The sequence below is a fragment of the Sphingomonas pseudosanguinis genome, from assembly GCF_014196255.1.
GTDB classification, from domain to species: Bacteria; Pseudomonadota; Alphaproteobacteria; order Sphingomonadales; family Sphingomonadaceae; genus Sphingomonas; species Sphingomonas pseudosanguinis.
In genome coordinates this window covers 793,556-815,680 of sequence record NZ_JACIDH010000001.1, presented here as the reverse complement: position 1 = coordinate 815,680, position 22,125 = coordinate 793,556, and the positions used below count along the sequence as shown (strand labels likewise).

The 22,125-nt window shown below is 67.7% G+C and carries 21 protein-coding genes and 1 riboswitch; of the genes, 12 read left to right on the top strand and 9 right to left on the bottom strand.

The features are described 5' to 3' along the window. Positions 1–41 precede the first annotated feature (41 nt). A complete protein-coding gene (locus GGR48_RS03930; RefSeq protein ID WP_183950636.1) occupies positions 42–281 on the top strand; it encodes a SemiSWEET family transporter in 240 nt (79 codons plus the stop codon). 115 nt (positions 282–396) lie between these two features. Here GGR48_RS03930 and gcvPB read toward each other — a convergent pair whose 3' ends face one another. The 5 genes from gcvPB to GGR48_RS03905 all read right to left on the bottom strand — a co-directional run bounded on the left by gcvPB (position 397) and on the right by GGR48_RS03905 (position 6,223). Beyond that, the gene (gcvPB, locus tag GGR48_RS03925) at positions 397–1,953 is read right to left on the bottom strand and encodes an aminomethyl-transferring glycine dehydrogenase subunit GcvPB (RefSeq protein WP_183950539.1); all 1,557 of its coding nucleotides are present in this window, start codon (positions 1,951–1,953) and stop codon (positions 397–399) included. Then, on the bottom strand, positions 1,950–3,320 hold the full coding sequence (gene gcvPA, locus GGR48_RS03920) for an aminomethyl-transferring glycine dehydrogenase subunit GcvPA (protein WP_183950538.1): 1,371 nt from the start codon (positions 3,318–3,320) through the stop codon (positions 1,950–1,952). Before gcvPA ends, gcvPB begins: the two co-directional genes overlap by 4 nt. Before the next feature lie 189 nt (positions 3,321–3,509). Next, positions 3,510–3,881 (bottom strand): glycine cleavage system protein GcvH, encoded by a 372-nt coding sequence (gcvH, locus tag GGR48_RS03915; RefSeq protein ID WP_183950537.1) that lies wholly within the window; start codon positions 3,879–3,881, stop codon positions 3,510–3,512. Between the two features lie 2 nt (positions 3,882–3,883). Beyond that, positions 3,884–5,059, bottom strand: a complete 1,176-nt coding sequence (gcvT, locus tag GGR48_RS03910; RefSeq protein WP_183950536.1) for a glycine cleavage system aminomethyltransferase GcvT — start codon at positions 5,057–5,059, stop codon at positions 3,884–3,886. 163 nt (positions 5,060–5,222) lie between these two features. Continuing rightward, positions 5,223–5,331: riboswitch (glycine riboswitch) on the bottom strand. A gap of 253 nt (positions 5,332–5,584) precedes the next feature. Continuing rightward, complete coding sequence (locus tag GGR48_RS03905; RefSeq protein ID WP_183950535.1) at positions 5,585–6,223, bottom strand: hypothetical protein; 639 nt, start codon at positions 6,221–6,223, stop codon at positions 5,585–5,587. Between the two features lie 102 nt (positions 6,224–6,325). Between GGR48_RS03905 and ispH the strand changes: the two genes are divergently transcribed. The 3 genes from ispH to rnhA are packed head-to-tail and all read left to right on the top strand — an operon-like array spanning position 6,326 to position 8,673. Then, the gene (gene ispH / locus GGR48_RS03900; protein ID WP_183950534.1) at positions 6,326–7,282 is read left to right on the top strand and encodes a 4-hydroxy-3-methylbut-2-enyl diphosphate reductase; all 957 of its coding nucleotides are present in this window, start codon (positions 6,326–6,328) and stop codon (positions 7,280–7,282) included. A 3-nt stretch (positions 7,283–7,285) separates the two neighbouring features. Beyond that, positions 7,286–8,239, top strand: coding sequence for a homoserine kinase (gene thrB / locus GGR48_RS03895; RefSeq protein WP_183950533.1), 954 nt, complete (start codon positions 7,286–7,288; stop codon positions 8,237–8,239). Further along, the gene (gene rnhA, locus GGR48_RS03890; RefSeq protein WP_183950532.1) at positions 8,236–8,673 is read left to right on the top strand and encodes a ribonuclease HI; all 438 of its coding nucleotides are present in this window, start codon (positions 8,236–8,238) and stop codon (positions 8,671–8,673) included. The genes thrB and rnhA overlap by 4 nt, the downstream gene beginning before the upstream one ends. A gap of 144 nt (positions 8,674–8,817) precedes the next feature. On the opposite strand, the gene GGR48_RS03885 is transcribed toward rnhA, so the two are convergent. From GGR48_RS03885 to GGR48_RS03875, 3 genes are all read right to left on the bottom strand, one after another. Further along, positions 8,818–9,351 (bottom strand): GNAT family N-acetyltransferase, encoded by a 534-nt coding sequence (locus GGR48_RS03885; protein ID WP_183950531.1) that lies wholly within the window; start codon positions 9,349–9,351, stop codon positions 8,818–8,820. Positions 9,352–9,612: 261 nt separating this feature from the next. Continuing rightward, the gene (locus tag GGR48_RS03880; RefSeq protein WP_183950530.1) at positions 9,613–10,692 is read right to left on the bottom strand and encodes an FAD-dependent oxidoreductase; all 1,080 of its coding nucleotides are present in this window, start codon (positions 10,690–10,692) and stop codon (positions 9,613–9,615) included. After that, the gene (locus GGR48_RS03875; protein WP_183950529.1) at positions 10,689–11,627 is read right to left on the bottom strand and encodes an alpha/beta fold hydrolase; all 939 of its coding nucleotides are present in this window, start codon (positions 11,625–11,627) and stop codon (positions 10,689–10,691) included. Before GGR48_RS03875 ends, GGR48_RS03880 begins: the two co-directional genes overlap by 4 nt. 52 nt (positions 11,628–11,679) lie before the next feature. Between GGR48_RS03875 and GGR48_RS03870 the strand changes: the two genes are divergently transcribed. From GGR48_RS03870 to GGR48_RS03835, 8 genes are all read left to right on the top strand, one after another. After that, positions 11,680–12,165 carry an A24 family peptidase gene (locus tag GGR48_RS03870; protein ID WP_183950528.1) on the top strand — a complete coding sequence of 162 codons (486 nt, stop codon included), beginning with the start codon at positions 11,680–11,682 and terminating at the stop codon, positions 12,163–12,165. 52 nt (positions 12,166–12,217) lie between these two features. Next, positions 12,218–13,231, top strand: coding sequence for a Flp pilus assembly protein CpaB (gene cpaB, locus GGR48_RS03865; protein ID WP_183950527.1), 1,014 nt, complete (start codon positions 12,218–12,220; stop codon positions 13,229–13,231). A 5-nt stretch (positions 13,232–13,236) separates the two neighbouring features. Next, positions 13,237–14,754: a type II and III secretion system protein family protein gene (locus GGR48_RS03860; RefSeq protein ID WP_183950526.1), complete on the top strand. Its 1,518-nt coding sequence runs from the start codon at positions 13,237–13,239 to the stop codon at positions 14,752–14,754. Between the two features lie 26 nt (positions 14,755–14,780). Continuing rightward, positions 14,781–15,455 (top strand): CpaD family pilus assembly protein, encoded by a 675-nt coding sequence (locus GGR48_RS03855; protein WP_183950525.1) that lies wholly within the window; start codon positions 14,781–14,783, stop codon positions 15,453–15,455. Then, positions 15,455–16,717 (top strand): pilus assembly protein CpaE, encoded by a 1,263-nt coding sequence (locus GGR48_RS03850; RefSeq protein WP_183950524.1) that lies wholly within the window; start codon positions 15,455–15,457, stop codon positions 16,715–16,717. Before GGR48_RS03855 ends, GGR48_RS03850 begins: the two co-directional genes overlap by 1 nt. Positions 16,718–16,721: 4 nt before the next feature. Further along, positions 16,722–17,705, top strand: a complete 984-nt coding sequence (locus GGR48_RS03845) for a type II secretion system F family protein (RefSeq protein ID WP_183950523.1) — start codon at positions 16,722–16,724, stop codon at positions 17,703–17,705. Next, positions 17,706–18,704 carry a type II secretion system F family protein gene (locus tag GGR48_RS03840; RefSeq protein WP_183950522.1) on the top strand — a complete coding sequence of 333 codons (999 nt, stop codon included), beginning with the start codon at positions 17,706–17,708 and terminating at the stop codon, positions 18,702–18,704. Between the two features lie 87 nt (positions 18,705–18,791). After that, positions 18,792–19,154: a hypothetical protein gene (locus tag GGR48_RS03835; protein WP_183950521.1), complete on the top strand. Its 363-nt coding sequence runs from the start codon at positions 18,792–18,794 to the stop codon at positions 19,152–19,154. A gap of 218 nt (positions 19,155–19,372) precedes the next feature. Here the strand turns inward: GGR48_RS03835 and ppdK are convergent, their stop codons facing one another. After that, positions 19,373–22,033 carry a pyruvate, phosphate dikinase gene (gene ppdK, locus GGR48_RS03830; RefSeq protein WP_183950520.1) on the bottom strand — a complete coding sequence of 887 codons (2,661 nt, stop codon included), beginning with the start codon at positions 22,031–22,033 and terminating at the stop codon, positions 19,373–19,375. Positions 22,034–22,125 lie beyond the last annotated feature (92 nt).

The following is a 22,125-nucleotide window of genomic DNA, read 5'->3' as shown; positions in this document are numbered from 1 at the left end:
TAGCAAAAGGGGATCAACCACCTGTGAGCGAACGGAAATTGATGCTGCTCGGCTGGATCGCCACCGCGACCGCCGTGGCGATGTACCTGTCCTATATCGACCAGATCCAGCTCAATCTGGCGGGACAGAAGGGTTCGGTAATTCAGCCGCTGGCGACGATGGTGAACTGTTCGCTCTGGGTCGCGTACGGGTTTTTGCGTGAGAAGCGGGACTGGCCGATCGTATTCGCCAATGCGCCGGGGGTGATCCTGGGCGGGATTTCGTTGTTCACGGCGCTTTGAACGGACAACTCCCCTCACCCTTCCCACCCGCTATCGCGGGCGGGCCCCTTCCCTCTCCCATTGGGAGAGGGAAGGAGGCGCGTAGCGCCGGAAGGGTGAGGGTAGCGTCAGCCGATCAGGCCGCCTTGTCCTTCCACACCAGCACGGGCTTGCGCGCGGCGAGCGTCTCGTCGAGGCGCGCGCGCGGCGCGAAGTGCGGCGCGGTCTTGAGCGAGGCGTCGCCCGCCTTGGCCCGCTCCGCCACCGAACGCAGCGCACCGATGAACTGGTCGAGCGCGGCCTTCGACTCGGTTTCGGTCGGCTCGACCAGCATCGCGCCGTGGACGACCAGCGGGAAATACATGGTCATCGGGTGGAAACCCTCGTCGATCAGCGCCTTGGCGACGTCGATCGTCGAGAAGCCTTCGGCCAGGCCTTCGTCCGAGAAAATGGCTTCGTGCATGCACGGGCCGCTCTTGGCGAAGGGGGCATCGAGCGTGTTTTCGAGGCTGCGCAGGACGTAGTTGGCGTTGAGCACCGCATCCTCGGCGACCTGGCGGAGCCCGTCTGCGCCGTGGCTGAGGATATAGGTCAGCGCGCGGGTGAACATGCCCATCTGGCCGTGGAAGGCGACCATGCGACCGAAGCTGTCGGCGTGGTGGTCGTCGGCATTTTCTTCCTCGACCAGGCGGAAGCCCTCGCCCGTCTTTTCGACGAAGGGCAAAGGCGCGAAGGGCGTCAGCGCCTCGGAGAACACCACCGGCCCCGAACCCGGCCCGCCGCCGCCATGCGGGGTCGAGAAGGTCTTGTGCAGGTTGATGTGCATCGCATCGACGCCGAGATCGCCCGGACGCACGCGCCCGACGATGGCGTTGAAGTTCGCGCCGTCGCAATAGACATAGCCGCCCGCCGCATGGACCGCGTCGGAAATGTCCTTCAGGTCACGCTCGAACAGGCCGCAGGTGTTCGGGTTGGTGATCATCACGCCCGCCACGTCCGGCCCCAGCCGCGCCTTCAGCGCCGCCGTGTCGACACGGCCGTCGGCGGTCGCGGGGATGTCCTCGACCGAGAAGCCCGCGAACGCCGCCGTCGCCGGATTGGTGCCGTGCGCCGACTCCGGCACCAGGATCACCTTGCGATGGCCCTCGCCACGCTTCTCCAGCGCCGCCTTGATCGCCAGGATACCGCACAGCTCGCCATGCGCGCCCGCCTTGGGGCTCATCGCGACCGAGGTCATGCCGGTCAGCGTCACCAGCCAGTGCGCCAGCTGGTGAATGACCTCCAGCGCGCCCTGCACCGTGTCGACGGGGGCGAGCGGGTGAACGTCGCTGAACCCCGGCAGCCGCGCCATCTTCTCGTTCAGGCGCGGATTGTGCTTCATCGTGCACGAACCCAGCGGGAACAGGCCGAGATCGATCGCATAGTTCTGACGCGACAGACGGGTATAGTGACGCACCGTCTCCGGCTCCGATAGGCCCGGCAGGCCGATCGGGTCCTTGCGGCTCAGGTCGCCCAGACGCGAACCGGCGACATCGCCCTCGGCGAAATCGACGCCGGTCGTCTTGTCATCACCGATCTCGAAGATCAGCTTTTCTTCGAGCATCAGCGCGCGGTTGCCGGTGAAGGTCGCCGGGACCTCGCCGTCCTTGGCTTCGGGGCTCGTGGGCTTCCAGCCGCTCTGGTTGATCGTCATGCCAGCACCTCCCCAAGAACCTCAGCCAGCGCCTTGGCAAGCGTCTCGATATCCTCCGCCGTCACCGTTTCGGTGACCGCCACAACCAGTCCGTTCGCGAGGGCGTCCTCACCCGGATAGAGCCGTCCGAGCGACACGCCCGCCAGCACGCCGCGCTCGGCGAGCGTCCGCACGATCGGGCGCGCCTCTCTCCCTAAGTCCAGCGTGAACTCGTTGAAGAACACGTCGTTGACCAGCTTCACGCCCGGCACCTTCGCCAGGCGATCCGCCGCGCGGCAGGCATTGGCATGGTTGATCCCCGCCATCCGGCGCAGGCCCGCCTCGCCCAGCAGCGTCATGTGGATCGAGAAGGCAAGCGCACACAGCCCCGAATTGGTGCAGATGTTCGACGTCGCCTTTTCGCGGCGGATATGCTGCTCGCGGGTCGACAGCGTCAGCACGAAGCCGCGCTTGCCGTCCGCGTCCACCGTCTCGCCACAGAAGCGGCCTGGCATCTGGCGGATATACTTATCCTTGCAGCCCATCAGGCCGACATAGGGCCCGCCGAACTGGAGGCCGACGCCCAGCGACTGGCCCTCGCCCACCACGATATCGGCGTCCATTTCGCCGGGTGCGCGGATCGCGCCCAGCGCGACCGGCTCGGTCACGACGGCGATCAGCAGCGCCTTCTTGGCGTGGCAGGCCTCGGCCAGCGGGGTCAGGTCGGCGATACGACCGAGAATATCCGGATACTGGACGACGACGCACGACGTATCGCCGTCGATCGCCGCGATCATCTGGTCGATATCGGTCTCGGCGGTCAGGACGGGCGTGCCGGTCTCCAGCGTGTCGCCGGTATATTTCGCCATGGTCTTGGCGACTGAGACGTAGTGCGGGTGCAGGCCCGAGGACAGGATCGCCTTGGACTTCTTGGTGATGCGCCGCGCCATGCCGATCGCTTCCCAGCAGGCGGTCGAGCCGTCATACATCGAGGCGTTGGCGACATCGGTGCCGAGCAGACGCGCGACCTGCGTCTGGAACTCGAACAGCATCTGCAGCGTGCCCTGCGCGATTTCCGGCTGATAGGGCGTATAGGCGGTCAGGAACTCGCCGCGCTGGATCAGGTGATCGACGCTGGCGGGGACATGATGGCGATAGGCACCGCAGCCCAGGAAGAAGGGCACGTCACCCGCCACGGTGTTCTTGCGGGCGAGCGCGGTCATGTGCCGCTCGACCGCCAGTTCGGACGCGTGGTCGGGCAGCCCCGCGATGGGGCCGGACAGGCGAGCGGATTCGGGCACGTCGACGAACAGGTCGTCGACCGATCCGGCACCGATGACCGAGAGCATCTCGGCCCGATCGGAAGAGGTAAGGGGCAGGTAGCGCATGCGTTCCATTTCTCCGCCCCTCACCCCGAAAACCTCGCGGATCGAGGGGTCATCGCCCGTCCCCTTCTTCTCCCCTCCCGCAGGCGGGAGGGGTCGGGGGAGGGCAGTCGGCTTCAACGAGCCTGATAGTCGGGGGAGAGCGAGTCCCCTCCCCCGGCCCCTCCCGCCTGCGGGAGGGGAGTAAGAAGATCAGAGTTTCGCGACGAACGCGGCGTAGGCGGTTTCGTCCATCAGGCCGTCCAGCTCGGACGCGTCCGACAGCGTGATCTTGAAGAACCAGCCCTCGCCTTCGGGGTCGCTGTTCACCAGCGCGGGCTCGTCGGCCAGCTGGGCATTGCCCTCGACCACAGTGCCCGAGACGGGCGCATAGACGTCCGACGCGGCCTTGACCGACTCGACCACGGCGGCCTCGTCGCCCTTGGAAAGCTCGCGGCCTTCCTCGGGGACGTCGACGAACACGATGTCGCCCAGGGCTCCTTGCGCATAATCGGAGATGCCGACCGTGCCGACATCACCGTCGACGTCGATCCACTCATGATCTTCGGTGAAATAGCGGCTCATGGTCACTTGGCTCCTGAACGAACGTAACGATGGGGGACGAAGGGCATCGCCGTGACGGTGGCGTCATGGGTCTTGCCGCGCTGAAGCAGTTTGACGCTGGTGCCGGGGACGGCCAGCTCGGTCGGCACATAGGCCATGGCGATCGGCGCGCCCATCGAGGGGGCGAAGCCGCCGCTGGTCACGCGGCCGATGACCGAACCGTCCTCGGCGACCACCGAGGCACCTTCGCGCACCGGCTGGCGACCCGCGACGGTCAGGCCGACACGCTTGACGGCGGGGCCGTTCTCGCGCTCGGCGAGGATACGCTCGGCACCCAGGAAGTCGGCCGCCTCGCGACGCTTCTTGGCGAGCGCGAAGCCCAGATCGGCCATCACCGGCGTCGTCTCGGGATCGAGGTCATGGCCGTAGAGCGGCAACCCCGCCTCCAGACGCAGCGAGTCGCGCGCGCCCAGGCCGATCGGCTTCACTTCCGCTTGCTCGCACAACAGATCGGCGAAAGCGGCGGCATGCTCGGCCGGGATCGAGATTTCGTAGCCGTCCTCGCCGGTATAGCCCGAGCGGCTGATCCACAGCGGCACGTCGTTCCACACGAAGTCGGCGGCAGTCATGAACACCAGCGCCTCGACGCCCGGCACGATCCGCGACAGCGCATCGACCGCCTTGGGCCCCTGGAGCGCCAGCAGCGCCTGCTCGTCGAGCAGGTTCAGCGTTGCATCATCAGGGATGAAGTCGAGCAGATAGGCGATGTCGTCATACTTGGTCGCGCCGTTGACGACCATGTAGAGTTCCTCGGCGCCGTCCAGGGTGCGCTTCGTCACCATCAGGTCGTCGAGGATGCCGCCCTCTTCGTTCAGCAGCAGCGAATAGCGGTTTTTGCGATCGCCGAGACCCGTGATGTCGCCCGGCAGGACCTTTTCGAGCGCGGTGATGACCGGGGCCAAACCGTTCTCGCCGGTGAAGACCACCTGGCCCATATGGCTGACGTCGAAGAGACCTGCCGACTCGCGGGTCCAGAGATGCTCGGCCATGATGCCTTCATACTGGACCGGCATTTCATAGCCCGCGAACGGGACCATCCGCCCGCCGCGCGCACGATGCCATGCGTCCAGCGGCAGCGTCTGGATGATCTCCTGACCCTCGGGGGCGTCTTCTACGTTCAGGTCGGTTGCGTCGCTCACGGGGCCGGTCTCCGTCAAAAGGGTGTCGGCTAGGGACGCAAATGTCCTTACCCGATCCGATCCCCCTCTGTCACGGAACCTGAGAGCTTTCGCCGGAAATTCCGGCTTACCCCTTCGGTGGCACGACGGCCCGAGGCCGAGGCGCGCTTTCCAGAGTGTCGATGGCGATCGCGCGGTCCCATTTGCCTGAGAGATTCCGGGGTGGTTGCTCCTTCGGCGGCCGGGTTGTCGTCACCTGAAAGATGAACCCGGCGCTCTCCCGCGCGCGCCTATGTCGGACATGTCCGACATCGACGCCGCGCCCTCTGCCGGGCGGGTTGCGTCAAGTCAATCGGGAACGGCGGCGGGTGCGATCAATGTTGTGGATTGTGGGATTGGTCGGGAGAAACCCCTCCACCACTCGCTTCGCGAGCGGTCCCCCTCCCCATCAGAGATGGGGAGGATTTGCAGACGACACTCATTCCTCCCCAAGCTCGCTTGGGGAGGGGGACCGCGCCCGCAGGGCGTGGTGGAGGGGCGGCTGGGTCACCGAGTCGCGTTGTACTTCAGCTGCGCCTCGGTCAGCTGGAACCCCACCAGCGCCTCGAAGCTGGCGCTGGCCACCGCCTGGCGGATCTCGGGCTGGCTCAGCGGATCGACCGCCGCATCCTCGTCACCGGCCTTGCGACGGCGGGTCAGCTTCTCGCGGACATCGTCGGGCAAAGTCGCCGCCGACCGCGCGATGGTGGTCGAGGCCTCGCCCGCCACCTGCCCGCGCGCCTGGCCGGCGTCGAAATGGACGCTCACCTGCGCCACCCGCTTGGCGACGACATTGGTGCCGCCGCGCACGATCGCGACATAGTAAGGCAGCGTCACGTCGCGCGCCGCCGCCGTGTCGGTCCGCCGCGCCTCGACATTGAAGGTCACGGTGGTGACGATGTCCGCCCCCGCATCGGCGCAGGTCGAGCGGACATTGGTCATGTTGGCGACCAGATCGATCGCGCCCTCGTCGGTCGCGCCCGGCGTCTTGAACAGCGTGATGTCGCCGGTCCCCGCCGCGACGCCGACCACCGGACAGGCCGAGCGGACGGCGGTGATGCCGCCCGAGGCGTCGATCTCACCGGTACGGGCACAGCCCCCCAGAACGAGCGCAAGGGCGACGGGAGCGAGAAACGATGCTTTCACAGGTCGAAACGCCTATTCTGGATGCCGAAGCAGGATGCCGGTTTGGCCGCCAGCATAGGAACCGGGTTGGACGCACGCAAGCAATGGCGTAGAGCCGCATCCATGACCGATGCTCCGAAGCCGCCGCTCGACCTGTTGATCGCCGCCCCGCGCGGTTTCTGCGCGGGCGTCGACCGCGCCATCCGCATCGTCGAGCTGGCGCTCGAAAAGCATGGCGCGCCCGTCTATGTCCGGCATGAGATCGTCCACAACAAGTTCGTCGTGGACAGCCTGAAGGCCAAGGGCGCGATCTTCGTCGAGGAACTGGACGAGGTGCCGGCCAACGCGCATGTCGTCTTCTCCGCGCACGGCGTGCCGAAGTCGGTGCCCGCCGATGCCGAGAGCCGGGGCCTGGAATATTTCGACGCCACCTGCCCGCTCGTGTCGAAGGTCCATCGCCAGGCCGAACGGCTGGTCGAAATGGGCCGCCACATCGTCTTCATCGGCCATGCCGGCCACCCGGAAGTCATCGGCACCTTTGGCCAAGTGCCGCAGGGATCGATGTCGCTGGTCGAGACCGTCGCCGATGTCGAGGCGTTCACGCCCGCCGACCCCGACAACCTCGCCTTCCTGACCCAGACCACCCTGTCGGTCGACGACACCGCCGCCACCATCGCGGCGTTGCAGAGCCGGTTCCCGACGATCCAGGGGCCGCGCGGCGAGGACATCTGCTACGCCACCTCGAACCGTCAGGCAGCCGTCAAGGCGATCGCCGCCGAGTGCGACGCGGTGCTGGTGATCGGCGCGCCCAACTCCTCCAACTCGCTGCGGCTGGTCGAAGTGGCCGAGCGGGCGGGCAAGCGCGCGCAACTGATCCAGCGCGCCGCCGAACTCGACTGGGCCTTCCTGGACGGCGTGAAGACGCTGGGCCTGACCGCCGGCGCCTCCGCGCCCGAGCTGCTGGTGCGCGAACTGGTCGATCGTCTGTCCGAGCGCTTCGCCGTTACCGAGCGCGAGGAAGAGACGACGCGCGAGACCATCGCCTTCAAGCTGCCGCGCGGGCTGGAAGCGGCCGCCTGACCCATGGCCGTCTATACGCAGGTTTCGGCCGAGGCGCTGTCCGCGTTTCTGGCACGCTATGACGCTGGCCAACTGATCTCCGCCAAGGGGATCGCCGAAGGCGTCGAGAACAGCAATTATCTGGTCGACACCACGACCGCGCGCTTCATCCTGACGCTGTACGAAAAGCGCGTGGCGGCGGGCGACCTGCCCTTCTTCCTCGCACTGCTCGACCATCTGGCGGCCAAGGGCCTGCCCGTGCCGCCCGCGATCAAGGACCGTGAGGGCGTCGAGATTCAGGAACTGGCGGGCCGCCCCGCCTGCCTGATCCAGTTCCTGACCGGCGTATCGCTGTCCCACCCTACCCCGGCGCAGGCGCTGGCGGCGGCGGATGCGATGGGCGCGATGCACCGGGCGGTCGCCGACTTCCCGCAGCGCCGAGAGAACTCGATGGGCCATGCCAGCTGGCGGCCGCTGTTCGCGCAATGCGGGCGCGACCTCGACCGGATCGCGCCGGGCCTGCACGACGCGATGGGCGAGGCGCTGGACGCGGTGCTCGACGGCTGGGACGATCAGGCGCTCGACACCTGCGTCATCCATGCCGACCTGTTCCCCGACAATGTGCTGGTGCTGGGCGACACGGTCACGGGGCTGATCGACTTCTATTTCGCCTGCACCGATTACCGGGTCTACGACCTCGCCGTCATGCACTCGGCGTGGAGCTTCGATGCCAGCGGCGAGACCTATGCGCCCGAGATCGGCGGGGCGCTGATCGAGGGGTATGAACGCCACTTCCCGCTGACCGACACCGAGCGCGCGGCCTTCGCCAAGCTGGCCATGGGGGCATGCCTGCGCTTCGCCCTGTCGCGCGCCTGGGACTGGCTCAACACCCCCGCCGACGCGCTGGTGACGCGCAAGGACCCGCTCGCCTATTGGCGGCGCTATATCGCCTATCGCGATGGAAAGGCCGGACTGTGACCCCGGTCGAGATCGCCACCGACGGCGCGTGCAAGGGCAATCCCGGCCCCGGCGGCTGGGGCGCGCTGATCCGATCGGGCGTGCATGAAAAGGAATTGTCGGGCGGCGAGGCCCTGACGACCAACAACCGTATGGAGCTGATGGCGGCGATCGAGGCGCTGAACGCCCTGAAGCGTCCTTGCGCCGTCACGCTGTCGACTGACAGCCGATACGTGATGGACGGCCTGACCAAATGGATTCACGGCTGGAAGCGCAACGGCTGGCGCACGGCGGACAAGAAGCCGGTCAAGAACGCCGAACTCTGGCAGGCGCTGCTCGCGGCGGCGGAGCGCCACCAGATCGAATGGAAATGGGTGAAGGGCCATGCCGGCCACCCGGACAACGAACGCGCCGACAAGCTGGCGAGCGATGCGGCGGAGACGTTTCGGAAGTAGGACGAACGCCGCCACGTCGACAAAGGGTGAAATGAATGGGTGGCGGACATTCCGCTTATGAGGATGCCGCCCCCACAGCCGACGCTGCGCCATCCCACCTTTCCCAAAAAGGATCGGGAATGCCAATTGCACCCACGAGCCGGGCTACGCGGGCAGATTGCCGCCTAAAAGCCGGCACAGCTCAACGCGATGATGGCTTCGCGCCTTGAACGTGTCAGGACCGACCCGCCGAAGCTCTCTGTAACCTAGCGACCGCCAGAACCTTTCCGCTGCCCCGTTCACCTCAAGCACGGCAAGGCGTATTTCCTGCGCGCCGCGATCCACCGCCCATCGCTCGATCACGTCATAGATAGACCTGCCGATGCCTTTTCCTCTGGCGGCTGCATCAACGATCATGAACCCGAGATACCAGACACCATTGCTTGGGTAGTCGCGTAGAATGGCGCCCACCGCCATGAGCCCATTCTCGCCCCGCCAGCCCATTACGGTCTGATCGACCGCACTTTTTTCCTCCGGAACATCCCAGAACAGCTCGATCGCATCCGCCAGCGTCGCCGGCTCCCCGTCCTGCAACATGAAGTAGTCGATACACCGAGCATACAGGTCAAGAACGTCGACGGCATCGTGCTCTGTGAGGACAAACGGCCCTTCGCTGGATGCGGCATCAAGAAAGGACATCATCCATACCTAGCCGGCGCCTCGGCCGAACACGACCCTTCCCGAAAACGAACCCGTTGTGGGGAATGCCGCCCTGGCGATCGCACCGTATGATGCCCGAAGCGTCCACTTTCCCAGAATATGTTCCCGATTGCGTTTTCCCGAAACTGGCCCTTGAGGATGGCGAAATGGGAATGATCGCGCGGAACGAATGGCTGCTTTCGGCCAGCTAGATTGCCTGCCGAAGCGTCCAGGTTTTAGCGATAGCGGTCAAATGCAACGCTAGGCTAAAAACCGCCCCACGCCATAGCGTGCCGCATCCACCCCCGCAGGCACATCCTTCTCCCCCAGCAGCAATCCCGCCGCCAACGCCGCCGCCGCCGGCGCGGTCTGGATGCCGAAGCCGCCCTGCCCTGCGCACCAGAAAAAGCCCGGCATCTTCGGGTCGAACCCATAGACCGGCGCGCGGTCGGGGGCGAAGCTGCGCAGGCCGGCCCAGCGGCGCTCGACCGCTTCGACGTGCCAGTCGACCGTTTTCTCCAGCCGGTCGATCGCCACCGCCACGTCCCATTCCTCAGGCGCGATGTCGCAGGGGACGCTGGGCGTCTCGTCATGCGGGGTCAGCCAGAGCCGGCCGCCGGCCTCGGGCTTGAAATAGAATCGGCCGTTGATGTCGATGACGTGCGGCAGGCCGGCGGGCGCGGGCGGGTCGGTGCGCAGTTGCATCATCGTGCGGCGATAGGGGGTGATACCGATCGGCGCCGCGCCCGCGATGCCGGCGACCGTATCGGCCCAGGCGCCCGCCGCATTGACCAGCAGCCGCGCCCGCACCGGGCCGGCCTTGGTCTCCAGCCGCCATATGCCGTCGCGCCGCTCCGCCGTCAGCAGCGCGGCATCGGTTATCAGCGCGGCACCCGCCGCCTTCGCCGCCGCCAGATAATCGGCATGCAGCGCGGCGACATCGATATAGGCGCAGCTCGGCTCCCACACGCCGTGCACCCATTCGGGGCGAAGGCCTGGCACACGCGCGGCGGGATCGACGCGCTGCAACTCGACACCGCTGCCCTCGAAATCGGCGAGCAGTCGGTCGATCCGGCCCGCATCCTCGCGCCGCCCGATATGCAGCGACCCCAAGGGCGTCAGATAGCCGCCATCGCGCAAGGCGGGGCCGGAGGCGGTGGTCAGCGGCTGCACCGCCGGGCCGCCATAGGTTTCCGACCAGAAGGCCGCCGACCGGCCCGTCGCATGACGGCCGGGCAGATCCTCCGCCTCGATCAGGACGACGCGCGCACGGGGACCGATGGCGGCGGCCAGGCTCGCCCCGGCCATGCCTGCGCCGATGATCGCGATGTCCCAGGTCACCGCGCGATCTCGTCCAGAAAGGCATCGATCGCCGCCAACGCGCGCAAACGCACCGGGTCCGCCTCGCGCAGTAGCTCGTGCGCCGCCTCGGGTCCGAAGCGGACGAGCCGTGCGCCGATCCGCGCGGCCGTCCGCGCGGCGGCATCCGGGTCGACCAGCCGGTCGGCATCGGCCAGCAGCATCAGCGTCGGCACCGTCATCGCGTCGAGCCGCGTGTCGGTTATCAATCCCCCAATAGAGCGAAGTGCGGCCGCCACCCATCCCCAGCTTGGCGGCCCCAGCGCCAGTTCGGGATGCCGCGCATACCAGAAGGCCTCGTCCTCATAGCGGCCGACATCATGGGTCAGATTGCGTTGCCGCGTGTGCATGCCCGCCGATTCGCGCGCGCGCCAGATGCCGCGCGTGGGGCATGCGCTGCCCATGCAACCGATGATCGCCGCGCTCAGGCCCGGCCCGAACGGCAGGCGCAGGCCCAGCATCGGCGCGACCAGGATCAGCGCATCCGGGACGACCGCGCCTTCGACCATGGCCCGCAGCGCCAGATGCCCGCCCATCGAGTGGCCGAGCAGCACGGCCGGGCCGTCCGCCTCGCCCCGCCATTCGGCCCAGAAGGCGCGCAGATCGTCGACCAGTATCGAAAAGTCGCCGCCATGCCCGACATGCGGGTCCGGGCTCAGCCGCCCCGATCCCCCCTGCCCGCGCCAGTCGAAGGCGGTGACGCTCCAGCCGCGTTCGACCAGATGGGCGAAGACCTCCAGATATTTCTCGATGATGTCGGCACGCCCGGTCTGGAACAGCAACCGCCCGACGGGCCGCACCGCCGCCCAGTCGAACCGCCGATGCGACCAGCCATCGGGCGCCGCCCAGCGCGACAGGCGCGCCGATGCGGGAAAGCGGCGGCGAAGGGCAAGGGCGGAAGCGGGCGCATCGGTCATTCGATCCCCGGTTACGGTTTGGAAAGCCCCGCCGTCTAGGAGCTTTTGCCCTATGGACTGGTCCGTCATCCGTATTGCCCTGCTCTGCGCGCTCGGCCTGCTGCTGCTGTCCGCCGGGATCGAGGATGCGCGCACTCGCGAGATCGCCGATCGCAAGAATATCGCGATCGCCTTGATCGCCCCCTTGTGGTGGTGGGCATCGGGCCTGCCGCTCTGGCCCGATGCGCTGCTGCAGATCGGCGGGGCGGTCGGCATGTTCCTGCTCTTTGCGCTGGCCTTTCGGGTCGGGATGATGGGCGGCGGCGACGTGAAGATGATCGCGGCGCTCGCCTTGTGGCTGCCGCTGGGCGTGCTGCTGCGGATGCTGGTGCTGATGTCGCTGCTCGGCGGGGTCGTGACGCTGACGATGCTGATCGACCATCGGCTGCGGCGTGCGCGCGGCGGCGATGCGATCGAGGTTCCCTACGGCGTGGCCATCGCGATGGCTGGGCTGCTGATCCTGCAGGAACCGATATTTAACCCCTTTTCGCATAGCTGATACGCCAAACTTATCGGGCGGGATGCCCGGCACGAAAGCCGAAGAACGCAGGATGGACAGTCGCAAGATCTTACTGCTGGTGGGCGCCCTGCTGGTCGCAGGGATGACCGCCGTGTTCGCGCGCACGCTGACGGCGGGCAGCGCCGCGCCCCAGGCGGGTGCCGCCGTCATCGTCACGCCCCCGCCCGAACCCGGCCCCGAAATCCTGGTCGCGACGCGCGCGCTGCCGGTCGGGACCATCATCGATTCCGCATCCCTGAAGTTCCAGCCCTGGCCCAAGGAGCTGGTCGGCGGCGCCTATTTCCTGAAGGACCAGACCGATATGTCCAAGCTGCTGGGCACGGTGGTTCGCTTCGCGATCACCGCCGGCCAGCCGCTGACGCAAGGCGCGGTCGTCAAATCGGGTGATCGCGGCTTCCTGGCCGCCGCGCTGACCCCGGGAATGCGCGCGGTGACGGTGCCGGTGTCGGCGCAGACCGGGGTGGCGGGATTCGTGTTTCCCGGCGACCATATCGACGTCGTCCTGACCCAGGACGTGGCGGGCGGCGGGGACGGCCCGCCGCTGAAGGTGTCGGAGACGATCCTGCGCAACGTCCGCGTGCTCGCCACCGACCAGCGCACCGATGGCCAGTCGGGCAATGACGGCAAGACGCCCATCCAGACCTTCACCACGGTCACGGTTGAAGCCACGCCCAAGATCGCCGAGCAGCTGGCGGTCGCGCAGACGGTCGGCACGCTTTCGCTGTCGCTGCGCGCGCTGGCCGACCGGCCCGAGGATCTGCAGAATCCGGGTGGCGGCGCCGCGGCACCGGTGGCGGACCGTGCCTCCTATGTCACCGGCGGCGACATCTCGCGCTACCAGCGGCGGACCGTCCCGGGTCGCCAGCGCGGCGCCTTGACCGCCCCCGGCGCCGCCGCCACGGGTCCGGCCGCCACAGGCCCCGCCGCCACAGGTCCCGTCACCACCGAAGGCTTCGGCGTGCGCGTCGCGCGGGGCTCGGGCGGCGGGCCCAAGGCGGACGCCGCACCGGCCAGCCCGACCAATAGCGGCGCGGGGGATCAGTAAGGATCATGACGAAGCACCTGCCCTGGGCGGCCCTGGGCCGCACCGCCGCTATCTCACTGATGCTGGCACCGTTGATCCTCGCGCCCGCCCCCGTGCGCGCCGATCCACGGGGCGAGGACACCGGTGGCCGCACGTTGGAGATCAACACGGGTCGCGCGCGGCTGATCACCCTGCCGCGCCCGATGACCGACCTGTTCGTCGCCGATGACAGCATCGCCGATGTCCAGGTCCGCTCCCCGACGCAGCTCTATATCTTCGGCAAGAAGCCCGGAGAAACGACCGTGTCGGCGACGGCGCGCGGCGGCGCGGTCGTCTATGCGACCACCGTCCGCGTCGGCAACAATTTCGATTCGATCGGCCGGATGCTGCGGCTCGCCATGCCCGAGGCGCAGATCGCGGCGACGCCGATGAACGGCCTGATCCTGCTGACCGGAACGGTCGCCGCGCCCGACGACGTCGCCGAGGCCGAACGACTGGTCCAGGCCTTTGTCGGCAAGGATACCAAGGTCATCAGCCGCCTGAAGACCGCGACCCCGTTGCAGGTCAATCTTCAGGTCCGCATCGCCGAGGTCAATCGCAGCTTCGTCAAGTCGATCGGCGTCAATCTGCTGAACCGCGACCGCAATTCCAGCGGCTTCATCTTCGGCGTCGGGTCGGGCCGCAATGCGGGGACGATCACCGATCTGAACAACGCGGCCGGGACGACGATCGGCACCCAATATGGCTTCAACCAGGGGCCGCTGCGCACGACCCTGGGCCTCGGCGGCCGGGTGCTGGGCATGGACCTGCTGGGAGCCATGGACCTGGGCGAGACGCTGGGACAGGTCTCGACGCTCGCCAATCCCAACCTGACCGCGTTGTCGGGGGAGACCGCGACCTTCCTGGCCGGCGGCGAAATCCCCATTCCGATGTCCGCGTCGCTGGGCACGGTGTCGGTCGACTATAAGCAATATGGCGTCAGCCTGTCCTATACGCCGACCGTGCTGGCCGATGGCCGCATTTCGCTGCGGGTCCGGCCCGAGGTGTCGGAGATTTCCTCGGCCGGCGCGGTGACGCTGGACAAGTTCACCATCCCGGCCCTGACCACCCGCCGCGCGGAGACGACGCTGGAGCTGGGATCGGGGCAGAGCATGATGATCGCCGGCCTGTTGTCCAACACCCGCGACAATTCGATCGAAAAAGCGCCTTGGCTGGGCGACCTACCGCTGATCGGCGCGCTGTTCCGCTCCAATGCGTTCAAGCGCAAGGAGACCGAACTCGTCATCATCATCACCCCCTATCTGGTGAAGCCGGTCAATTCGCCGTCCGACATCGCGCTGCCCACCGATGGCGAACGCGCGCCGAACGACGCCGAGCGGGTGCTGCTCGGCCGTATCTCGGCGGGGTCCAGCCAGCCGCGCCCCGTGCCGACGATGGCCGCGCCCGTTCAGGGCCGCCCGGTGACGGGCGCGCAAAGCCCCGCGCCGCTGACCTCCATGCCCCGTTTGCGCAAGGGCACCCCCGCCCCCGGCTTTTCCGAATGACCGCCCGTTCAAGGATGCCCCGTTCCATGCGTCTGCCCCTCGCCCTTTCGGGTTCGATCACCCTGCTCGCGCTGACCGCCGGTTGCAGCGGCACCGGCCAGCCGGGCCTGGAAAGCGCGCATCAGCCGGTCGTGTCGCAGGCCGACTATGTTCTCGACCTCGCCGTGTCGGGCAACCGGCTGGCGGGGGACGAGGCGCAGCGGCTGGCGGGCTGGGCCGACAATCTGCGGCTGGGTTATGGCGACCGGGTGACGATCGAGGACCCGGCCGGCGATGCGCCCATCGCCTATCGCCAGATCGCCGACATCATCGGCCGCCACGGCCTGCTCGTCGGACCGGCGGGTTCGATCGCCCGCGCGCCGCTCGCCCCCGCGATGATCCGCGTCGTCGTCACCCGCGCGCGCGCCAGCGTTCCAGGCTGTCCGGACCGGACCGGCGATGTCGGCCCCGACTGGACCGGCGAAACCTCGTCCAACCATGGCTGTGCGGTCAATCGCAACCTGGCCGCGATGGTCGCCAATCCCAACGACCTCGTTCGCGGCGTCGAAGGGCCGGCCAGCGCCGATCCCGCGGTGGCGACCCGCGCGATCGATACCTTCCGAAAGGCGCCACCGACCGGCCATGGCGGGACGGTGGTGCACGCCCCCAATGCCACCCAGGGCGGCGGCCCTGGCGGAATGGCCGGCATGGGAGGACAGTGATGAACGCCCCCTGGAAGCCCCATGGCCTGATCGGGCGCGATCCCATCCAGGCCTTTGTCTGCGACGACTGGACAGCCGAGGCGGTGCGCCCGATGCTCGCCGAACAGGGCTGGTCGACCGAGAAGGTGACCAAGGGCGGCCTGCGCGGCGCGATCCAGGCGCTGTCGGTGTCCGCCAGCCCGCAGATCCTGATCGTCGACCTCAGCGACACCTCCGACCCGGTGGGGGAGATCGGCAATCTGGCCGAAGTGTGCGAACCCGGCACGATCGTGATCGCGGTCGGCCAGGTCAACGATGTCCGCCTGTACCGCGCGCTGCTGGCCAATGGGCTGCACGACTATCTGCTCAAGCCGATCAATCCCGATCAGCTGCGCGAGACCATCGGCCAGGCGCGCGCGATGCTGCACACCCCGCGCGCGATGGACATGGCGCCCGAAAAGGCACCGTGCAGCGTGACGGTGATCGGCGCGCGCGGCGGGGTCGGCGCATCGACCGTCGCCGCCTCGCTCGGCTGGCTGATGGCCGAGCGGCTGGGCCGGACCACCGGCCTCCTCGACCTCGACGTGCATTTCGGCACCTCCGCACTGTCGCTCGATCTCGAGCCGGGGCGCGGGCTGGTCGATGCGATCGACAATCCCAGCCGCATCGACGGGCTGTTCCTGGAACGCGCGATGGTCAAGGCGCTGGAGAAGCTGTCCGTCCTGTCGGCGGAAGCGCCGATCGCCGCGCCGATCCTGACCGACGGCGTCGCCTTCACCCAGTTGCAGGACGAGATGCGCGCCAATTTCGAGACGACGATCGTCGATCTGCCGCGCGACATGCTGATCCAGCAGCCCGTGCTGGCGACGAGCGCGCAGACGATCGTGCTGGTCACCGAATTCACCCTGGCCGCCGCGCGCGACACGATCCGCCTGCTCTCCTGGTTCAAGACCCATGCCCCGCAGGCCCAGGTGCTCACCGTCGCCAACCGCGTCCACCCGGCCGCGCAGACCGAGATCGCGCAGAGCGATTTCGAGGGGTCGATCGAGCGCCCGGTCGATTTCCTGATCCCCTATGACCAGAAGCTGGTCGTCCAGGCGGCGAAGGCCGGCAAGCCGATCGCCGAGTTGGGCAAGACGTCGCGCACCATCGCCCCGCTGATCGCGCTGTCGGAGCTTATCTGCGCGGCGGGGCAGGCATCGGATCGGGCGCGCGGCAAGCGCCGCCTGCTCGAAAAGCTCGACATCAAGGCGTTCCTGCCCAAGCGGGCGCGGGCGAACTGACCCGATGAGCATGATGGCGACCCTGATCCTGGCGGGCGGCGTGTTCCTGACGCTGGTGCTGGTGATGGCCGCGCTGTCCGCGCCCAAGACCTCGCGCAGCCAGTCGCGGCAGCTCGCGGGATTGCGCGGCCGCGTCGCATTCGATCTCGACAAGCCGGTGTCGCCGATGGTCGCGGCGTCGCGCGGCATCGCGCTGGCCAGCGACACGCGGGTCGACCAGATGTTCGGGCGGCTGCTGCCCAATCCCGAAAAGCTGGCCAAGCGGCTCGACCGGACCGGGCGCGACTGGACGCTGGGGCAATATGGCATCGCGTGCGGCGTGGTGGCGCTGGGCATGACGATCCTGCTCGTGATGCTGCATTTGTCGCTGCTGCTCGCGTTGCCGATGGGCGTCGGCCTGGGGCTGCTCGTACCGCATATGGTCGTCAGCAAGACGATCAGCCGCCGGACGAACCGGTTCATCACCCGCTTTCCCGATGCGATCGAGCTGCTGGTGCGCGGCCTGCGCTCGGGCCTGCCGATCAGCGAGACGATGTCGGTCGTGGGGCAGGAAGTGCCCGGCCCCGTCGGCGAGGAGTTCCGCGCCGTGTCGGACCGGATGCGCATCGGCCGGACGATGGACAATGCGCTTCAGGAAACCGCCGACCGGCTGGAGACGCCCGAGTTCCAGTTCTTCGTGATCGCCATCGCCATCCAGCGCGAGACCGGCGGCAATCTGGCCGAGACCCTGTCCAACCTGGCCGAGGTGCTGCGCAAGCGCGCGCAGATGAAGCTGAAGATCAAGGCGATGTCGTCCGAATCCAAGGCATCGGCCTATATCATCGGCGCGCTGCCCTTCATCGTCTTCGGCCTGATCTGGATGATCAACCCGCCTTACATGGCGAAGTTCTTTGTCGATCCCCGACTGATGATCATCGGCGGCGGCGGGCTTTTGTGGATGGGGCTAGGCGTCTTCATCATGTCGCGCATGATCAATTTCGAGATCTGAATGACCGCCTCACCCCAGATTCTCGGCCTCGACGCCGGATCGGCCGCCGCCATGCTGTGGGGCGTGTGCGTCCTCTGCCTGCTCGTCGCCGGCTATGTCCTGATCGGCGCGCGCGATCCGATGCGCAGGCGGGTGCAGGCGCTCAACGAACGGCGCGAGCAGCTCAAGGCCGGGATCGATCCCACCCCCAAGCGGCGCGCCCAGTTCATCGAGCGCACCGACCTGTTAGAGCGGATGCGCCGGATGCTCAGCGCGCTCAAGATGCTGCAGGAGGATCAGGTCAAGGCGGTCCAGCTCAAGCTGCTCCAGGCCGGCATCCGATCGAAGGAGCTGGCGGTGGCGGTCATCTTCGGCCGCCTGGCGCTGCCGATCGTGCTGGGCGGCGGCACCGCGCTCTGGGTCTATGGCACCGAGGATTTCGCCGATTGGAGCGGGTTCAGCCGCTACATGATGGTCGCAGGGACGCTGGTGCTCAGCTACAAGGCGCCCGATCTGGCGCTGAAGAACCGGATCGACAAGCGCACCGCCGCGATCCGCAAGGGCCTGCCCGATGCGCTCGACCTGATGGTCATCTGCGCCGAGGCCGGGCTGACCGTCGATGCCGCCTTCGCCCGCGTCGCGCGCGAACTGCGCCGCGCCTATCCCGAACTGGGCGACGAGTTCCAGCTGACCTCGGTCGAGCTGGGCTTTCTGACCGACCGCCGCCAGGCGCTCGAGAATCTGTCGACCCGGGTCAATCTGGACGCGCTGCGCGGGGTGGTGACGACCATGATCCAGACCGAGAAATACGGCACCCCGCTCGCCAGCTCGCTGCGCGTGCTGTCGGCCGAGTTCCGCAACGAGCGCATGATGCGCGCCGAGGAAAAGGCCGCACGCCTGCCCGCGATCATGACCGTGCCGCTGATCCTGTTCATCCTGCCGACGCTGTTCGTCGTCATCCTGGGGCCGGCCGGCTGCTCGATCAACGATACGCTGATGACCTCGATGGGCGGGAAGTAACACCCGCGCCCCGGCGAAATCCGGCGGCATCGCAACCACTCCGCCCGATCGGTCGTTGACCTGACGTAACAGACAGGGATCGACGCGATGCTGTTCACTTCGACGACTCAGTTCGCCGTGCTGGGGCTGGTCCTCATCGCGGGTTGGCTATTCGGGCTGGCGAGCCATCCGGGCGGCCGCAAATGGCGCACCCGCTATTCCACCGAGCGCGACGCCCATGCCGCACACCAGAAGGAGACCGAGGCCAAGCTGGCGGCGGCGCGAGACCGCATCGCCGAGCTGGAGCGCGAGAACCAGCGGCTGGCGACGGCGCAGCCGGTTGCGGCGGCACCGGTGGCGGAGCGGGCACCTTACCGCCCGGTCGCCGCGAGCGCTGCGCGTCCGGCCTATCCGGCGGGGAAGCGTCGCGGGTGGTTTGATTTCGGGAACCGGGTGACGACGCACGGGTGATGTCTTCGTGGGTTTGGGGCTCGGTGAGACATCCTGCCCTCCCCCATCCCCTCCCGCCTGCGGGAGGGGCGTGCCAAGCGGAAGCGTCCAGCACTTAAAGCGGCCTACAGCTCTTCAGGAAGCGAAACCGCTGCCCAAAAACGCTCCCCTCCCACAAGCGGGAGGGGATGGGGGAGGGAAGGTTCCAGGCGATAAACCCGCCGAAACCTCCCCCAAGATCACCGCGCCTTCAACGCCGCCTGCGCCGCCGCGAGCCGCGCGATCGGCACGCGGTACGGGCTGGCCGAGACATAATCCAACCCGACCTGCTCGCAGAACGCGATCGACGCCGGGTCCCCACCATGCTCACCGCAAATGCCGAGCTTGATCCCGGCCCGCGTCGCGCGACCGCGCTCGGCGGCCAGGCTGACCAGTTCGCCCACACCCTCGACATCGAGGCTGACGAACGGGTCCTTGGCGTAGATGCCCTTCTCGACATAGGCGCTCAGGAAGCGCGCCGCGTCGTCGCGGCTGACGCCCAGCGTGGTCTGGGTCAGGTCGTTGGTGCCGAAGGAGAAGAACTCGCCCACCTCGGCGATTTCACCCGCCTTCAGCGCGGCGCGCGGCAGCTCGATCATGGTGCCGACCAGATACTCGACCGTCTTGCCGCGCTCGGCGAACACAGCCTGCGCCGCCTTGTCGACCACCGCCTTCATCAGTTCCAGCTCGCGCCGGGTGGCGACCAGCGGGATCATGACCTCGGGGATCGGCGCTTCGCCCGACTTCTCCGCGACGTCCAGCGCCGCCTCGAAGATCGCCTGCGCCTGGATCTCGTAGATTTCCGGATAGGTCACGCCCAGGCGGCAGCCGCGATGGCCGAGCATCGGGTTGAACTCGTGGAGTTCGTTTGCCCGGCGCTTCAGCGTATCGACGTCGACGCCCGCCGCCGTGGCGACCTCAGCGAATTCGGCCTCCTGCTGCGGCAGGAACTCATGCAGCGGCGGGTCGAGCAGGCGTACCGTCACCGGCAGACCCGCCATCACCTCGAAGATCGCGGTGAAGTCGGCGCGCTGTTCGGGCAGCAGCTTGGCGAGCGCGGCGCGGCGGCCCGCTTCGTCCGAGGCCAGGATCATCTGGCGCACCGCCGTGATCCGCGCGGCGTCGAAGAACATATGCTCGGTGCGGCAGAGACCCACGCCCTCCGCACCGAAATCGCGCGCGGTCTGACAGTCGAGCGGGGTTTCGGCATTGGCGCGGACCTTGAGGCGGCGGACCTGATCGGCCCATTCCATCAGCGTGCCGAAATCGCCCGCCAGCTCGGGCTGCACGGTCGCGACCGCACCGACCATCACCTCGCCGGTCGACCCGTCGAGCGTCAGGATATCGCCCTCGCGCACCTCGCGGCTGCCGACGCGCAGCAGCTTGGCCTTGTTGTCGATCGACAGCGAGCCTGCACCCGAGACGCAGGGCCGCCCCATGCCGCGCGCCACGACCGCCGCATGGCTGGTCATGCCACCGCGCGCGGTCAGGATGCCCTTGGCCGCGTGCATGCCGTGAATGTCTTCCGGCGAGGTTTCGACACGGACGAGAATCACCGCCTCGCCCGCCGCCGCCGCGCGCTCGGCGGCATCGGCGTCGAACACCACCTTGCCCGACGCCGCACCCGGCGACGCGGGCAGGCCCTTGGTCAGCACATCGCGGCTAGCATCGGGGTCGAGCGTCGGGTGGAGCAGCTGGTCGAGTGCCGCCGGATCGACGCGCGCGATCGCTTCCTCGCGGGTGATGAGGCCCTCATTCGCCATATCGACCGCGATCTTCAGCGCCGCCTTGGCGGTGCGCTTGCCCGAACGGGTCTGGAGCATCCAGAGCTTGGCCTGTTCGACCGTGAACTCGATGTCCTGCATGTCACGGTAATGCGTCTCGAGCTGGTCGAAGACGGCGGCCAGCTCGGCATAGACCTCCGGCATCGCCTCTTCCATCGAGGCGGGCTTGGCGTTCGCCTCCTCGCGCGCGGCCTTGGTCAGGTACTGCGGCGTGCGGATGCCCGCGACCACGTCCTCGCCCTGCGCGTTGATGAGGAACTCGCCATAATAGGCCCGGTCGCCCTTGGAGGGATCGCGCGTGAAGGCCACGCCCGTCGCCGAGGTGTCGCCCATATTGCCGAAGACCATCGCCTGCACGTTGACGGCGGTGCCCCAGTCGGCGGGAATGTCGTTCAGGCGGCGATAGACCTTGGCACGCTCCGACTGCCACGACCCGAATACCGCACCGACCGCGCCCCAGAGCTGGTCATGCACGTCCTGCGGGAAGGGCTTGCCCCATTGGTCCTCGACCAGCCCCTTATAGGTCGTGACCAGCGCCTTCCAGTCCTCGGCCGACATCTCGGTATCGAGGGTGAAGCCATTGTCCTCCTTGGCGATCTCCAGCGCTTCCTCGAACGCGCCGTGATCCAGCTCCAGGACGACATCGGCATACATCTGGATGAAGCGGCGATAGCTGTCCCAGGCGAAACGCTCGTCGCCCGCCTTCTTCGCCAGCCCCTCGACCGTCTGGTCGTTGAGGCCGAGGTTCAGCACCGTGTCCATCATGCCCGGCATCGACACCCGCGCGCCCGAGCGGACCGAGACCAGCAGCGGGTTCTCCGGATCGCCGAAACGCTTTTCCGTCACCGCCTCGATATGCGCGATACCGTCGGCGACCTCGTCGCGCAGTTCCTGCGGAAACTGCTCGCCATCCTCGTAATAGCGGGTGCACATCGCGGTCGAGATGGTGAAGCCCGGCGGCACCGGCAGCCCGATCGAGGCCATCTCGGCCAGATTCGCGCCCTTGCCGCCAAGCAGATTCTTGTCCCCCTTGCCGCCGTCCGAAACGCCGCCGCCGAAGCGGTACACATAGGTCATCGGTTCGATCCTTTACTGGTCGTCACGTCCGACGCCCTGGGGACACAGGCGTCGGTGTACATAAGGCGATATTGCCGGAGGGGAAGACAGGA